14 protein-coding genes and 1 tRNA gene are annotated in these 15052 nt (G+C 58.7%); 9 read left to right on the top strand and 6 right to left on the bottom strand.

The genetic code is table 11. From position 1 onward, the window contains the following. Positions 1-13 precede the first annotated feature (13 nt). Genes AC1EJ1_RS03410 through cmk form a run of 6 tightly spaced genes read left to right on the top strand, consistent with a single transcriptional unit; the run spans position 14 to position 4926 of the window. A complete protein-coding gene (locus AC1EJ1_RS03410; protein ID WP_193600039.1) occupies positions 14-886 on the top strand; it encodes a ParA family protein in 873 nt (290 codons plus the stop codon). Then, a complete protein-coding gene (locus AC1EJ1_RS03405) occupies positions 870-1691 on the top strand; it encodes a segregation and condensation protein A (protein WP_257525459.1) in 822 nt (273 codons plus the stop codon). Before AC1EJ1_RS03410 ends, AC1EJ1_RS03405 begins: the two co-directional genes overlap by 17 nt. Next, positions 1688-2269 carry an SMC-Scp complex subunit ScpB gene (gene scpB, locus AC1EJ1_RS03400; protein ID WP_058236676.1) on the top strand — a complete coding sequence of 194 codons (582 nt, stop codon included), beginning with the start codon at positions 1688-1690 and terminating at the stop codon, positions 2267-2269. The genes AC1EJ1_RS03405 and scpB overlap by 4 nt, the downstream gene beginning before the upstream one ends. After that, positions 2266-3015, top strand: a complete 750-nt coding sequence (locus tag AC1EJ1_RS03395; protein ID WP_058236677.1) for a pseudouridine synthase — start codon at positions 2266-2268, stop codon at positions 3013-3015. Before scpB ends, AC1EJ1_RS03395 begins: the two co-directional genes overlap by 4 nt. Beyond that, complete coding sequence (locus tag AC1EJ1_RS03390; RefSeq protein ID WP_285014099.1) at positions 3015-4157, top strand: prephenate dehydrogenase; 1143 nt, start codon at positions 3015-3017, stop codon at positions 4155-4157. Before AC1EJ1_RS03395 ends, AC1EJ1_RS03390 begins: the two co-directional genes overlap by 1 nt. 10 nt (positions 4158-4167) lie before the next feature. Next, complete coding sequence (cmk, locus tag AC1EJ1_RS03385) at positions 4168-4926, top strand: (d)CMP kinase (protein WP_092648580.1); 759 nt, start codon at positions 4168-4170, stop codon at positions 4924-4926. Here cmk and rarD read toward each other — a convergent pair. Then, entirely contained in the window at positions 4878-5864 is a 987-nt protein-coding gene (gene rarD, locus AC1EJ1_RS03380) for an EamA family transporter RarD (protein WP_285014098.1), read from the bottom strand. The genes cmk and rarD overlap by 49 nt on opposite strands. A gap of 127 nt (positions 5865-5991) precedes the next feature. Next, a complete protein-coding gene (locus tag AC1EJ1_RS03375) occupies positions 5992-6600 on the bottom strand; it encodes a sugar O-acetyltransferase (RefSeq protein ID WP_285014097.1) in 609 nt (202 codons plus the stop codon). 128 nt (positions 6601-6728) lie between these two features. Between AC1EJ1_RS03375 and AC1EJ1_RS03370 the strand changes: the two genes are divergently transcribed. Then, positions 6729-6802 (top strand) — tRNA-Pro (locus AC1EJ1_RS03370). Positions 6803-6975: 173 nt separating this feature from the next. Here the strand turns inward: AC1EJ1_RS03370 and AC1EJ1_RS03365 are convergent. Then, entirely contained in the window at positions 6976-8013 is a 1038-nt protein-coding gene (locus AC1EJ1_RS03365) for a DUF2804 domain-containing protein (protein WP_285014096.1), read from the bottom strand. Positions 8014-8148: 135 nt separating this feature from the next. Between AC1EJ1_RS03365 and AC1EJ1_RS03360 the strand changes: the two genes are divergently transcribed. After that, the gene (locus AC1EJ1_RS03360) at positions 8149-8802 is read left to right on the top strand and encodes a TetR/AcrR family transcriptional regulator (protein ID WP_285014095.1); all 654 of its coding nucleotides are present in this window, start codon (positions 8149-8151) and stop codon (positions 8800-8802) included. Then, on the top strand, positions 8786-12082 hold the full coding sequence (locus AC1EJ1_RS03355) for an ABC transporter ATP-binding protein/permease (RefSeq protein WP_285014094.1): 3297 nt from the start codon (positions 8786-8788) through the stop codon (positions 12080-12082). Before AC1EJ1_RS03360 ends, AC1EJ1_RS03355 begins: the two co-directional genes overlap by 17 nt. Here the strand turns inward: AC1EJ1_RS03355 and AC1EJ1_RS03350 are convergent. The 3 genes from AC1EJ1_RS03350 to AC1EJ1_RS03340 form a co-directional block, all read right to left on the bottom strand. Further along, positions 12069-12926 (bottom strand): hypothetical protein, encoded by an 858-nt coding sequence (locus AC1EJ1_RS03350; protein WP_480295325.1) that lies wholly within the window; start codon positions 12924-12926, stop codon positions 12069-12071. The genes AC1EJ1_RS03355 and AC1EJ1_RS03350 overlap by 14 nt on opposite strands. Before the next feature lie 74 nt (positions 12927-13000). Next, a complete protein-coding gene (locus tag AC1EJ1_RS03345) occupies positions 13001-14053 on the bottom strand; it encodes a D-2-hydroxyacid dehydrogenase (RefSeq protein ID WP_285014092.1) in 1053 nt (350 codons plus the stop codon). A 15-nt stretch (positions 14054-14068) separates the two neighbouring features. Continuing rightward, positions 14069-15028, bottom strand: coding sequence for an acyl-CoA thioesterase (locus AC1EJ1_RS03340; protein WP_285014091.1), 960 nt, complete (start codon positions 15026-15028; stop codon positions 14069-14071). Between the last annotated feature and the right edge of the window lie 24 nt (positions 15029-15052).

Raw genomic sequence — 15052 nt, 5'->3', positions numbered from 1 at the left:
CTAGGCTAAGAGCGTGACTCATGATGATCAACCTGCATTGGTAACGGATTTGGGTGGCACCACCAACGAGGAAGAAGATTTCCCTGTTCCTGAGCCGCTCAAAGGGCACGGCCCTGCACGCATTATTGCCATGTGCAACCAGAAGGGTGGCGTCGGCAAGACCACGACGACCATCAACCTGGGTGCCGCGCTTGCTGAATACGGCAGGCGTGTGCTGATCGTCGACTTTGATCCGCAAGGTGCCGCATCGGTGGGTCTGGGCATCAATGCCCTGGAACTGGACCAGACGATTTACACGCTGCTGATGGCGTCCAAACCGGATGCGCATACGGCGATCGTGCCCACGGCGGTGGACAATCTTGACGTCCTGCCGGCGAATATCGACCTGTCTGCTGCGGAAGTCCAACTGGTCAACGAAGTGGCGCGCGAATCCGCTCTTGCACGTGTGCTGCGTTCGGTGGCTGATGAATACGACGTCATCCTCATTGACTGCCAGCCGTCACTGGGCCTGCTGACCGTGAACGCGTTGAGCGCTTCCCACGGCGTGATCGTGCCGGTAGAGGCTGAGTTTTTTGCCCTGCGAGGTGTGGCGCTACTGGTCGAGACCATTGAGACGGTGCGTGACCGGATCAACCCGCGGCTGAACATTGACGGAATCGTGGCCACGATGGTCGATACTCGCACGCTGCACACGCGTGAGGTTCTGGAGCGGCTCAGTGAAGCATTCGGTGACCTGGTGTTTTCGACCAGGATCCGTCGCACGGTGAAATTCCCTGACGCGTCGGTGGCGACTGAACCGATCACCACGTATGCACCAACGCATCCTGGAGCGCAAGCGTACCGCCGCCTGGCTCGAGAAGTGGTTGCTCGTGGTGGCGTCGCCTGAGATCATTGACGAAGGGACCATCGATCAATTTCGAGTCACACTGGACGTATTCGAAGGTCCCTTTGATCTGCTGCTGCAGCTGATTTCACGCAAGCGCCTCGACATTACCGAGGTCGCCTTGGCAGAAGTGACCGACGAGTTCATCGCTCACATGAGCGCATTCCCGGACCTGTCACGCACCACGGAATTCCTCGTCGTGGCGGCCACGCTGCTTAACATGAAGGCGGCACACCTTCTCCCGCGTGACGTCGATGAAACAGATGTCGACCTGGAAGATCTGGAAGCACGCGACCTGCTGTTTTCGCGCCTGCTGCAATACCGGGCATTCAAAATGGCCGCCGGTAGCATCGCTTCACGACTGGGAAATTTCGACGGGTCATATGCCCGGGACGTCGCACTGGAACCGCATTTCGCTGCACTGCTGCCTGAACTGGTGTGGACCATTAGTGCCGAAGATCTTGCGCGCCTAGCGGCCGATGCGCTCAGCAACCGCCCACCTGCTGTGCAGATCGCCCACCTGCACGACCCGGTGATCCCGGTCGCCACGCAGGTTCCGATCCTCATGAATAAACTGCGCGCCCAGCCGGTGATGACGTTCCACGCGCTCATCGCAGATGCTGAGAGCACAGCTGTCGTGGTGTCGCGGTTTCTGGCGGTCCTGGAACTTTTCCGCCGCACTATTATTGAGTTTGATCAGGCCGAAGCACTGGGCGAACTGACGGTGAAATGGAACGGAACCACATTGGACGAGGTGCCGATCGATGACTACGAGGGGGAGACGCCCTCGTCAATGGAGGAACAATGAGTGAGCCGTCCGACGCGCTGTACTGCGCACTGGAAGCGATCTTGATGGTCGCCGACGCACCCGTCAGTGCCGCTCAACTCGCTGATGCGTTAGACACTGATGAAGATGATGTGACCACCGCGCTGGAACACCTCGCCCACGAGTATGCGGGCCGAATCCCCGGCACGAGGGCGCGTGGATTCGAACTGCGCCACGCCGCTGGAGGGTGGCGCATCTATTCCTCATCTCAGTGGGCATCCATGGTGGGCCGCTTCATCGTCGGCTCCGAATCATCCAAACTCAGTCAGGCCGCATTGGAAACACTGGCGGTGGTGGCATACCGCCAGCCGGTGACGCGGGCGCGAATCTCACACATTCGAGGCGTGAATGTTGACTCGGTTGTGCGTACGCTGGTGGCACGCGGGTTGATTGAAGAAGTGGGACTGGCGCCGTCAGGTGCCCGAATGTACGGGACAACTGACATGTTCCTGGAGCGCATGGGGATGAACTCTCTGGACGAGCTGGTGCCCTTGGCACCCTACCTGCCCGAAAGCGACGAGCTTGACGAATTGGCTCATGACATGGAGGAGACACTGTGAGAAACGATCCACACGTACAAGGTGGAATTCGGCTGCAAAAGGTCTTGTCTCAAGCAGGAATCGCCTCGCGGCGCGCTGCCGAAGAGCTGATCCGCGAGGGACGCGTGAGCGTGGACGGCCATGTAGTAACTGCGATGGGCACGCGTGTCGACCCCGGCCATCAGGTTATCCACGTAGACGGCGATCTGGTGATCACAGACGAGTCGAAACACATCGTCATGGCGCTGAACAAGCCGGTCGGCATGGTCTCAACGATGGATGACCCTGAGGGGCGTCCCTGTCTGACCGACATCATTGGAGACTACCCGGAGCGCCTCTATCACGTCGGACGCCTGGACATTGATACGTCAGGACTGTTGCTGTTGACCAATGACGGTGAGTTGGCCAACCGTTTGACACATCCGAGCTATGAGGTGCCCAAGACATACGTGGCGCGCGTCCACGGTGAGGTCAAGCCTCAAGTGCGCAAGCAGCTGCTCAAGGGAATTGAACTCGAAGACGGTCCGATTGCCGTTGACGGTTTCAGGGTTGTTGAAACCTTCGGCGACATCACGGCTGTTGAGATCCGCGTGCACGAGGGGCGCAACCGTCTGGTGCGTCGACTCATGGATGCGGTCGGCTTCCCAGTGCGCGAACTGGTACGCACCGAGTTCGGCCCTATTCGCCTCGAGCGCCTGCAACCAGGCACGACGCGCCGCGTGAAGGGGAACATGCTCGTCGGCCTGTACTCCTGCGTAGGCCTGTAATGGCAGGCGCAGTCGGGACGCATGGCCCAGTTCTGATTATTGGATCTGGTCTGTTGGGCGCCTCCCTCGGCCTGGCGTTGAGCAGGGGAGGGATCGACGTATTTCTCAGCGATGCATCTCCCACCGCTGAGCAGCTTGCCGTTGACATGGGAGCGGGCCGAGCCCTGCAGACGGTGAGGACCGCCGAGCCGCGCCTTGTCGTCGTTGCCACCCCACCTGACGTGGCAGGGGAGTGCGTGGTGCGCGCTTTGCAGGACTACCCTGAAGCCGTTGTCACGGACGTGGCGTCCGTTAAGAGCGCCGTGCAGCAGGAGGTCCTGGAGCTGGCCACATCCACAGGTGATGCCACGTTGGCAGCGCGATACGTTGGTTCGCACCCGATGGCAGGTCGTGAACGCTCCGGCGCGGGGGCGGCAGATCCCGACCTGTTTATCGGCAGGCCCTGGGTGGTGGTCGCGCACGAGGCCTCATCGAACAAGGCGATCGTCGCGGTCCGCACGTTGGCGACAGATGTTGGGGCGGTTGTTGTGCAGCTGGATGCTTCCACCCATGATCATGCAGTTGCTCTGGTGTCTCATGTGCCGCAATTGGTGTCCTCGCTGCTTGCCGCGCGCTTGGCGGACGCACCCAGTGAAGCATTGTCCCTGGCTGGCCAGGGATTGCGTGATACGACCAGGATTGCAGCGTCGGACCCTCGGTTGTGGACCGTCATCCTGGCTGGCAACGCTGGTCCAATCACGCAGGTTTTGGATGCACTCAGTGGCGATTTAAACGCCCTTCGCGAGCATCTGCATCGCGCCGCCCAAGACGGTCCGTTGACGGGTGGATCGGTCGGTGCGGTAAACCGCGTCATGGAAGCAGGCAACCGTGGAGTCGAACGTATTCCGGGCAAGCACGGTGGCGTTCCTGTCCATTTCGCCGAGGTTGAGGTTCTGGTGCCAGATGAGCCTGGCGAGCTTGGGCACCTGTTTACGGAACTGGGGTCGATCGGCGTGAACATTGAAGACTTCACGGTTGACCATGCTGCCCGCCAGCGGGTTGGTGTGGCTCGCATCATGGTGGATCCGACGCGTGCGCGTGAGGCGGAGGTCGAGTTGGTTAAACGCGGATGGCGCATTATTGCGCATGCGAGTACAGAGTAGGAGCAGTGTGATGGGCGACCAGGACGCACCAGTTGTTACAGATTTCGATGCAGCGTTGCGTGAGGGAATTGAACGTGTCGGCGTCACGGTTGCCATCGACGGCAGCGCAGGGTCTGGAAAATCAACTGTCTCCAGACGCGTGGCGTCGCGCGTGGGCATCGGATACCTCGACACGGGTGCGATGTATCGTGCGCTCACGTGGTTCGCCCTGGAATCTGGGGTGGACCTGGCTGACCATCACGCAGTCACGGCTGCAGCAGACCAAATGCCGCTTCGTATGGACTCTGATCCACAGGATCCCCACTTCTTCATGGGGGAACGGGAGATTACCCTCGATATCCGCACGCCCCGGATCTCTGGCGTGGTGTCCCAGGTGGCAACCAATATGGAAGTGCGTCACTGGATGGCGCGTGAGCAGCGCCGCCGCATGATGGAAGCACGCGCAAACGGTCACGGTATGGTCGCTGAAGGCCGTGACATCACAACGGTGGTGTGCCCGGATGCCGATGTCAGGGTGCTGCTGAGTGCCGACCCCGAAGCACGGCTGCGCAGGCGGACACTGGAACTGTATGGTCGTGTGGATGCGGAGGCTTTGGAAGCAACGCGTGCACAGGTCCAGGGGCGCGACGCCGCGGATTCAACAGTGTCGGAGTTCATGACACCGGCGGCCGGTGTGACGCCGATCGACACCTCTGATCTGACAATTGATCAAGTGGTCGATCAGTTGGTGGAGTTGATCGACCGGGATGTGCGATCGCGCCTGAAGTGACGGGAACGCGGCGACTTTCTGCGGCGACGTTTGATCCATGGACGAGCTGGGAAGGCACGCCAGCGTTCACGGTGCACAATTGCCAACAGGCCGTCCACACCCAACAGGCCAACAGCGGTGTAGATTCCGATATACAAGATGATTTCGCCAGGACTGATGCGCTCTCCAGCTGCCATAGCGAGCAGGGAGACCAGGACGGGTTCGACGTAGGTCATCAACCCGAACACACTGTACGGCAGCATCCGCGCAGACAATGCGTACACGATCATGGCGACCACTGAGACAGCGCCGATCAGCAGAATGATCCAGATCAGTCGGGGATTTTCTCGTGGGACATTGACGCCACCGCGTGCCAGTGCGAACCATAGTGCCAGTGGAGAGGCGAGGATCATTTCCCACGTGAGCGCGGAGACACCCTCGGTATGGAAATACTTATGAACCATGAAGTACAGGGGGTATCCCAGAGCGACGATGAGAGCGACCCACCCGAGCTGCCCTGTCGAGACGACCTGATAGATGACGGCGCATCCGGCCAGTACAGCCGCAAGAGCCGAGAGGGGACTCATGCGTTCCTTGTACACGAAACGCCCCGCCAACACCATAACGACCGGCATGAGGAAGTACCCCAGTGCCAGTTCAAGCGTCCTGCCCATTTGTGGTGCCCACCCAAAAAGCAGCATTTGCACTGCCAGCATGGGCGCGCAAAAGGCGTAGCTGAGCAGTCGAGATGGGTTCTCCCGTACGATCTGTATTTCACGCACGAGGGAGCGTCCGCGACCGGTCACGATGAAAGTGAGGATGATTCCGGGTACCGTCAGCATGATGCGCCAGCCCCACAACTGTGTGCCGCTCAATGGCGGCGTAAATTTGGCAATATACGTGAAAGCGGCGAACGTGACGGATGCCAATAAGGACACACCGATGCCAACCTTGTTCATGCCAGTGGACTCCTCAAGCCAAGACGCGCGACCATTCCCGCTATGGAGTCTAGGGGCAACAGCGGCGAATTGGCAGGGCGCGCGTCGACATGTGATGTACAGATCGTTTGTGCTGGAAATATGGGGTCTATTCCAGGCGGGTATCCTCCGGATCGAGCTCTTTCACTACGCGTGCAGGTGTCCCCACTGCGACGACATTCGCCGGCAGATCTCGCGTCACGACCGAACCGGCACCAACAACTGTGTTATCGCCAATTGTCACTCCTGGACACACGATGACACCGCCTCCGAGCCAGACATTGTTGCCCAGTCGGATGGAGCGCGCGGCCTCTAGTTTGTCGCGCCGAGGAATGGGTGCCAGTGGGTGAATGGGCGTCAGGAGTTGGACGTTCGGGCCAATCTGACAGTCATCACCGATGTAGATGGCGGCAACGTCGAGGGCAACCAGATTCATATTGATGAATGTGCGGTCACCGACATGCAGGTTTTCGCCATAGTCGACGCTCAGAGGTGGCTTAATGTAGGAATCTGCACCAAACGAGCCGAGTAATTCGCACAAAATCTCACGTGCCTGCGCGTTGCCCGCAATGATCGCGAGGCGATACTGCTCAGATAGCTCAATGGCTTTCTGGGCGATTCGAGCGTTCTCCGGATCGTCGCCAATATAGAAGTCTTCATCAAGCATACGTTGGCGGTTCGTACGCGAATCGTTGGCAAAGTAATCTGGCGATGACATGAGTGGAGCCTATCGAACGGTGCGGGGCTGAACAAGACACCGCGCGATGTGATCGGCATCAAGTCGGTCAACTTGGAAAGGACTGCTTTCGTGAGCTAGAGTAGTCAGGTCGCCGTGACGGCGAACTTCGGGCTGTGGCGCAGCTTGGTAGCGCACTTGACTGGGGGTCAAGGGGTCGTGGGTTCAAATCCCGCCAGCCCGACGATTTTTCCCGGAAATTGCAGGTTTCCGGGTTTTTTCTTGTCGTGGATTGTGCTCATACGTGCGTCAATGGGCTCCGAGCCACTAACGTGGAATAAGAGCCGCTTGGTGCGCGAATGCTTTTGATCAGTAAGGATCGGTGAACTGACCGACTGGCCTAGATCGCCGAACGTGTCAGTAGCGGTTGTGGACGTCCTCGGCAAAACACACGATATCGCGCAGTTCGAGGTCTGTGCCATCGTCGAGTACGACGTGTCCGCTCATGCGCCCGAAAACCTGGTGCTGCTCGGTGGCGACAGGGCCAACCGACATGCTCGCGCTGCGATCGATGATCGGCTCAAAGACTGTTTCGAAGCGGTGGTCGCTAGACGTGAATTGCCACGGATCGGTGTAGGAATGAGGTATCTGGAATAACACGTCATCAAGTTTGTGCGCGACGCCATCATAAAACATGACGTTTTCGCTGGCGGCCGAGGTATCGCCGAAACCATAACCGATGTTGAATCCGAAGGGAACGCCGTCGATGCGTGCATTCCCTGAACCCCAGTACCAGCGATTGTCGTAGGTCCACACCCCGCGCCCCCAGTCAAGGGTGCAAAAATCCGTTGCCGCATCGAAGTCGACGCGGCGCGAACCCCATGTTGCGCTTCCACGAACCGGCATACAGTTGACCTTCTGGTTGTAGTAGAAGGCACGGGGATCTTCAGCCCAGGGCGTGGCAATCACCAGTGAATCCATGCCCGGTTGCTCCATGGTCAGCACGCACTTGAAGTCCTCACTCTCGCTGAAGTTCTTCATGTGGCAGCGAATCTTTCGACCTGTAGAAGTCGTCTCGAAGCGTATCCGGACGCGAGAATTGACAAACTGGCTTACCCCTGCAGTGGAGGAGCGGGGAAGTTTGAGCCGTCCCATGGGCAGAGGTATCAGAACGGTTTCAGTGTGTTCACTTGGAGCAGTCAGATCCACCCACGACACCGACACCATGCCGAAGTAGCCGCCGTCGCACACAGTGAAGGCAAGGGCGGTGGTATCTGTGAGCGCAATGTAGTAGTCCCATTCCTTGATGCGCCACCGTGGAGCAGCGATTGCCTGCCGGTCGTAGTCCAGCAGAGGGGAGCGTGCCCAGCCAGGTTCTCGCACCGTACCGTCAGACGTAAGCAGCGGTCCTGAAGCGGTGATTTCATGATTGCGCGTATCGACAGGGGGAGTCATTCGTTCAGTCTATGCAGTGCGCGTCGCGCGTGCGGATAAACGAGCCTGCAAGGAGAGGCTGCCCACATTCGGAACGCTCACTATGCGTGGAGCGCACTGCACTCATAACATGAACCTAGATTCACCTTCACCGACATGATCACGACATGGAAGAGAAACGACATCATGCACACGGAAGCGTCAACTATTGACGAGGGCGGCCCGACCCGTTCGGACGCGCGCCTGAATCTGCAGCGCATCTTGTCAACGGCCGGTGAACAGATCAAGAAACACGGTCCAGGTGTTTCCATGAAACAGATCGCGAGGGAAGCCGGAGTGGCAGTTGGAACGCTTTACCGGCATTTCCCGACAAAAGAGGCGCTTGTCCGCGCCGTTGCAGTGCAGGCTCTGACCCATCTATGTGATCTCTTCACTGAGACTGCCAAGCGTGTCGCAGATGGCCAGGTCCGTGGGGGAGACGCCCTGTCCCATCTGCTCTCTGTGATTGTGACTGAGGCGGCCGGCAACGGCGCCAACCGGCAGGCAGTTGCCGAATATCTCGAATCTTTTTCAGATCTACGCGATCGGGAAATCGCCCACACACGTGAAAGAATTGTTCACAACCTCACTGAAATCATTGACGCCGGGCGCCGCGACCACTCGCTGCGTACCGACTTCATGGTCAAGGATTTCGGCATCCTGCTGTGCAGCGCCCCCATCGCTTTCGACCACTCCACCCGCTCGCGCTGGCTCGAATTGGTCAGCACCGGCCTGATGCCCCAGGAGGCAGACAATGCTTCAGCTCAATAACGTCACCAAGTCCTACACGACAGGCGACTTGACGCAACAGGCGCTCGACGATGTCTCAATTGAGTTCCGCGACAACGAATTCGTCGCTATCCTAGGTCCGTCGGGTTCAGGCAAGACGACGCTACTCAACATTGTCGGCGGCCTGGATCATTACGACAGTGGCTCCATCATCGTTGACGATGTTGACACATCCACCTATTCCGACCACGACTGGGACACGTACCGCAATAACCGGATCGGCTTCGTTTTTCAAAGCTACAACCTCATCACACACCAGAGCGTGCTCGCTAACGTGGAGTTGGCGTTGACCCTGTCCGGTGTCTCCCGTTCCGAGCGGCATCAACGCGCTTTGACAGCACTTCGCGATGTCGGCCTCGAGGAACACGCACACAAGCGCCCCAACCAGCTGTCAGGCGGGCAGATGCAGCGCGTGGCCATTGCCCGTGCATTGGTCAACGACCCGGAGATCGTTCTGGCTGACGAGCCGACAGGCGCCCTGGACTCGGTGACGAGCGAACAAATCATGCATCTGCTCACCGGCATTGCACAAGACCGCCTGGTGATTATGGTGACGCACAATCCCGACCTTGCTGACCGATACGCAACCCGCATCGTGACACTCAAGGACGGCACAGTATCGGACGACTCCAACCCGATTGAGGAGCATACTCACAGTCAGATCACTCAAAGTAGCGAGAATGCGAAGACCTCGATGGGGTTCCTCACCGCTCTGGGACTGTCCTTCAACAACTTGATGACCAAGAAGGGCCGTACCCTGATGACATCCTTCGCCGGCAGTATCGGCATCATTGGGATTGCATTGATTTTGGCTCTTGCCAACGGCGTGAACAGTTATATCAAGAACGTCGAGGAAGACACGCTCTCCGTCTATCCTCTCCAAATCTTCAACCAGGGACTGAACATGTCGTCCATGCTCGAGGTGTCCGCGGAAATGCCGGAGAAATCAGACAGCGCGGACAGTGTGCAGAGTGGACACGTGGGCGAAATGCCGATGGTGACCAACATGTTCAAAACGGTTGACTCAAATGATCTGACCGCGCTCAAGAGATACCTGGATTCCGATCCAGACAACCTCGATCAGTACGCACGCTCCATCGAGTATCGCTACAACGTCAGGCCTCAGATTTTTGCGGACGATATGGAATCGGGGCCACGCCAGGTCAACCCGGACACAACTTTCGCTTCCCTCGGCATCGGCGCAGGCACCACCTCGAATGCCTTCATGAACCAGGCGATGAACACTGACGTATTCAACGAACTGGGCGACGACCTCTCCCTCATCCAGCAACAGTACGACATGGTTGCCGGTCACTGGCCAACGGAATCGAACGAGGCGCTGGCCGTCCTCACACCCTCAGGAAAGATCAGCGACTTCGCGCTGTACGCGCTCGGACTGCGCGATCCGGAAGAACTCAAGACAATGGTGGCACAATTCGCCAACCAAGAAGACATTGATGCCCCTGATGACCCAATCGACGTCAGCTACGACGACATCATGGGTGTCGCGTTCAAGGTTGTGAATGCTGCCGACTACTACGTCTATGACGAGACGCACAAGGTGTGGACCGATAAGCGCAAGGATCAGGATTTTGTGTCCGGTCTGGTCGACAAGGGGAAGGATCTGCGAGTTGTCGGCATCGTGCAGCCCGCTGAATCAGTCACGGCCACAGCCCTGCAACCCGGCATCTACTACACGTCGAGCCTGGTCAGGGACCTGATGGACGAGGCGGCCGACTCCGACGTGGTCGCCGCACAACTGGACCAGCAGTCAGTCAATATTCTCACGGGGCGTACCTTTGCCGATGAACAGAACAATCCGCGCAACAGCGGGGTGGATTTCAAGTCATTGATCAGCGTGGACCAGGACGCCCTGGCCGAGGCGTTCACATTTGACGAATCGCAGCTGGCAATCGATCCGTCGGCACTGAACGTGAACCTGAATATGCCCGGACTGACTATTGACCCGTCTATGCTGCCGACTCTCAGTATCGAGGACATGCTTGGATCCGTGGACATGAGCTCGCTGATGGACGGTATTGACATTGAGCGCGCGATGGCCAGCGTGGACTGGCAGAGCCTGGGCATGGATGCGGCTAGTGCGATCGATCCTGAACGCTTGAACTCACTGGTCGAGCAGATGATGACAGGCTACTTCCAGTACTGCATGGTGCATGGGCTCGACGCCAGCGACGTGGCAACGAACTTCGCCGTCTTCCTCGACTCGGAGGAGGGAAAGGCATTGCTCGCCCAGAACGAGGACAACCTGAACGGAACACAGGCTGATCTGAGCGGCGTGGCGGACTCGGCCATTAGGCAGATCAGCGAATCGATCGGGCAACAGATGGACGAACAGATGGCAGCTCAAGGCCCCGCCCTCGCTGAGCAGATGAATGCCGCCATGAGTGCCTACATGAACGACGCCATGACGGCTGTGTCGGACCAGATTTCAGCGCAGGTGGGCTCCATCCTCGAAAATTCAATTGGCACTGCCCTCTCCAACCAGATGAGCCAGCTCAGTCAGAACATGTCGGCAGCGATGGGAATTGACGAGGACGCTCTGGCTCGCGCCTTTAACTTCACCATGGATGAGAAGGAACTGAGCGAGCTGATCGCTCAAATGATGATGACCGAGCCAACCTCATACGACGCGAATCTGTCGAAGATGGGGTATGCCGATCCGGCCAGTCCCTCACGTATCGACATTTTCCCGGCGGATTTTGAATCCAAGGGTGAAATCATCACCATTCTGGATAGCTACAACGAGCAGCAACGAGCCGACGGGCATGAGGAAAAGGTCATCCACTACAGTGACCTAGTTGGCACGCTCATGTCATCGGTGACCACCATCATCAACGTGGTGAGTTACGTGCTGATCGCATTTGTGGCGATTTCACTGATTGTCTCGTCTATCATGATCGGCGTGATCACCTATATTTCGGTGCTCGAACGCGAGAAAGAGATCGGCATTCTGCGCGCCATCGGCGCATCCAAGCGGGATATTCGTCGCGTGTTCAATGCGGAAACCCTGATCGTGGGTCTGGTTGCGGGCCTGCTGGGTATCGGCATCTCCGCGCTGCTGACCATACCGGCCAACCTCATTGTGGCAGCGAACTTCGGGATCTATAATGTGGCGATCCTGCCGGTGGGTGCGGCAGCGATACTGGTGGCGATCTCCATGTTCCTGACCTTCATTGCAGGCTTGATCCCGTCCTCAGCAGCCTCACGTAAGGACCCGGTGGAAGCACTCAGGAGTGAATAGCGGTCAGGACTTCGATGCACTGATCGCACTGGTCAGGCGTCATCACCAGCGGTAGGCACAGCAGATCGCTCGGCCACTCGAGCCGGCTGCTGGCGGGGCGATCCCAATGAATTGGTCCGACAATGCCGCGCGAATACAGTGCGTCGGCCGCCTTGCCGGCGTGATTGGTGCGCACAACGAGGGGAGCGCACACGCCCTCGTTGACTACTGTGCACCCCGGTGGCAGACCCACTTCCACTCGTGTGCGCGTGCGGCGCACATCTGCACGGAGCCCGGCCATATCAATCGCTTCCAGCGCCGTCATAGCGTCCTGAGACGGCGACACCGGCGTCCACAGCTCATCTGCCAGATCCTCAACGGCTTCAAACGTTGCAACCGACGGAGTGGAAAGAAACTGTTGGCGAGCTCGCGTCAGCGCATTGTCAGCCTCGCTTCGTCGAGAGGGCTGGTCGACCTTGCCATCGACCCACGCGATCTCCGGAATCGACAGGAGCTTGCGGGCAGAAACAAGTTCCATGTCAGCGGCGCACACCGAATCGCACAGCATACTGTGGGTTCTGTCTGCAACAACTCGGACACCGCGCCCGCGTGTTTCACCGAGTACATCGCTGAGCGCGCGCGAGGGCTGACAGCCGAAAGTCTCGCAGTAGAACACCACTGTTTCGTCAGCTGAGCACCTGGCAAGGGCTCGTTCAAGATCTGCGGGATCCATCATCACCGGATCGCACGCCACCTGTTCGATGCGCATGCCTTCCAATTGCCACGGCACGATCATCGTCAGGCAGGCATAGGTCGGAACAATGACAGTACGGCGCCCCTCGCGCACCATCTGGCGTGCTATCAAAGCGATGGCCTGACGGCCCAGAGCTGTGAAAGTCCGGGGCCTACGTGGTGGAGGGGCGTGCATGGGTCGGGGTGCTAGTAAAACTCGATGGTGTTGACAACATTGCGGAGCGGACGACCATTCAGGAAGCGCGCCGCAATGTCCATGAAGAGTTCAACGATACGCTCTCCTTCATGCGTTGAGAGCGCAGCCGTGTGAGGACTGATCAGGACACGGGGATGATCCCACAGGGCAGAGTCATCCTGAAGAGGTTCGGTCTCCGTTACGTCAAGTGCAGCAAAAGCTACGCGCTGCCCATTCAGGGCATCGACGAGGGCGTCCTCGTCAATCACCGTTCCTCGACCCACATTGACCAGGATCATCCCCGGTTTCATTGACGCGAACGCGGCGGCGTCAATCATATGGCGGGTGGCTGATGTGCCAGGCAGAGTGATCACCAGGCCATCGCACTGACCCAGAGCATCGTGCAGGTCATCCATCGCGATGAGCCGTTCCACGCCCTCGACCGGTGTGCCCGAACGCGAGGTTGCCCATACGGTCGCACCGAGAGCGTGAAGGCGGTGCGCGACAACGCGGCCGATGCCACCTGTGCCCATGATCAGAACGGTCATTTCAGATAAGTGGCGCATCGGGTAGCGGTCAGGCCAGTGGTGCGCGCGTTGATCAGAGTGCAGCCGGGGCAGATCTTTCGCGCCGGCGAGAAGGCCAAACAGTGCGAACTCAGCGAGCGTCGTGCCGTGGACACCCGCGCTGGTGGTGAAGGTGACGCGCTGGAGGTCATCTTCCGACAGGCCGGCAGACTTGACTTGTGCGCCGCCTCCGGCAGCCATTGTGTGCACCCAGCGAAGTCTCGGGTTGTGTTCGACGACCTCGCGCAGCAGGCGAGCGGAGGAATCAGGAATACCCAGAAGAATGTCAGCGTGGGTGAGCATCTGGACGTACTCGGCGTGCTCTTGGTCGGTGCGGGTGACGCTCGTGTCGCCACCCCAGTCACCGACCCAGCGCTGAGGCAGCAGCAAATGGGGGCGGTAATCCACCAGCAGGCGCGGATCGCACTGCATGAGTGGTTCAACCAGGTCAGAGGGCAGCGGCGTGGCGACCGCAATGGTCAGGGCAGAGATGCTCATATTGGACTCCATTTCTTAAGCAGGTGCGACCGTGGCCGTGTCGCCATCCATGAACTCCCATCGGCCTGAGCCATGCACACCGCCGCGTGGCACACGCATCATGCCCTGCTGGTTGGCATCGGCAACGAGCCTGCCGTTGGAGGAGAAAATCTGCATATGGGTCAGGACTCTACCGTTATTGACACTGGTGCACGTGCCGTCAAAAAGCAGCCAGTCGTTGATATCAACATCGTGATGGAACCACATGGCGTGGTCCAGGGAAGCGGCCGACAAACCTGGAGTCATCCAGCACAATGAGGTGGCGCGCATGGCTGGTTCCAACATGACTTGGTCGACGACGTATGCCAGAAGCGCGCGGTGAATGAGCTGACTGACCTGGGAGGGGATCGGAGAGCGCGGACGCATCCAAAGCTGCTGGCGATTCGTGGGGTGAGGGTCGGGTTTGACATACAAACTGTCCTGGACATGACGAACATCGAATGCAGCAGTCTTGCCGAGGAATCGGCCCACTGGGTGATTCATCATGCGGAAGAGTTCCAATGCTGAGTCGCAGGAATCGGGGCCGGGCACATCCGGCGCTTCAATCTCGTATGTCAGACTGGATTCAGGGCTTTGGAAGGATGCGGCGAGTGTGAGAATTTCGCGTTCAGACTGCCTGCATGTCACGGAACGCGACGAAAAGGAACGGCCATTGCGCAAACGGTTGACGTGCAGTGTAAATGGAGCTTGCGGGTCGCCGCCGCGCAGAAAGTAGGCATGGAAGGAGTGGGGAAGCCGATCGTCCTGGTCAATGGTGGCCATTGACGCCAGCAACGACTGTGCGATGACCTGTCCTCCGTATACGCGCCTCACCTGCGGCAGGGAGTGAGCAGTGAAGGTGTCCTCGTGCTCGGCATCTTCGGTCAATCGCAGAATACGCAGGACAGATGCTACGGGCTCATCGGTGGTCAACGGTACGTCGATCGGTGTCGTCATAATTCTATTGTCCGTTCATGCGGC

The sequence above is a fragment of the Pauljensenia sp. C0170B4 genome, assembly GCF_056590235.1.
The sequence above is the reverse complement of the archived record's forward strand: the minus strand, read 5'-3'. Positions and strand labels throughout refer to the sequence as shown.

Coding starts and splice junctions, on each gene's coding strand:
- AC1EJ1_RS03345 (WP_285014092.1), bottom strand. CDS start 14,053: ATGAGCATCTCTGCCCTGACCATTGCGGTCGCCACGCCGCTGCCCTCT.
- AC1EJ1_RS03365 (WP_285014096.1), bottom strand. CDS start 8,013: ATGACTCCCCCTGTCGATACGCGCAATCATGAAATCACCGCTTCAGGA.
- AC1EJ1_RS03390 (WP_285014099.1), top strand. CDS start 3,015: ATGGCAGGCGCAGTCGGGACGCATGGCCCAGTTCTGATTATTGGATCT.
- rarD (WP_285014098.1), bottom strand. CDS start 5,864: ATGAACAAGGTTGGCATCGGTGTGTCCTTATTGGCATCCGTCACGTTC.
- AC1EJ1_RS03375 (WP_285014097.1), bottom strand. CDS start 6,600: ATGTCATCGCCAGATTACTTTGCCAACGATTCGCGTACGAACCGCCAA.
- AC1EJ1_RS03340 (WP_285014091.1), bottom strand. CDS start 15,028: ATGACGACACCGATCGACGTACCGTTGACCACCGATGAGCCCGTAGCA.
- scpB (WP_058236676.1), top strand. CDS start 1,688: ATGAGTGAGCCGTCCGACGCGCTGTACTGCGCACTGGAAGCGATCTTG.
- cmk (WP_092648580.1), top strand. CDS start 4,168: ATGGGCGACCAGGACGCACCAGTTGTTACAGATTTCGATGCAGCGTTG.
- AC1EJ1_RS03355 (WP_285014094.1), top strand. CDS start 8,786: ATGCTTCAGCTCAATAACGTCACCAAGTCCTACACGACAGGCGACTTG.
- AC1EJ1_RS03360 (WP_285014095.1), top strand. CDS start 8,149: ATGATCACGACATGGAAGAGAAACGACATCATGCACACGGAAGCGTCA.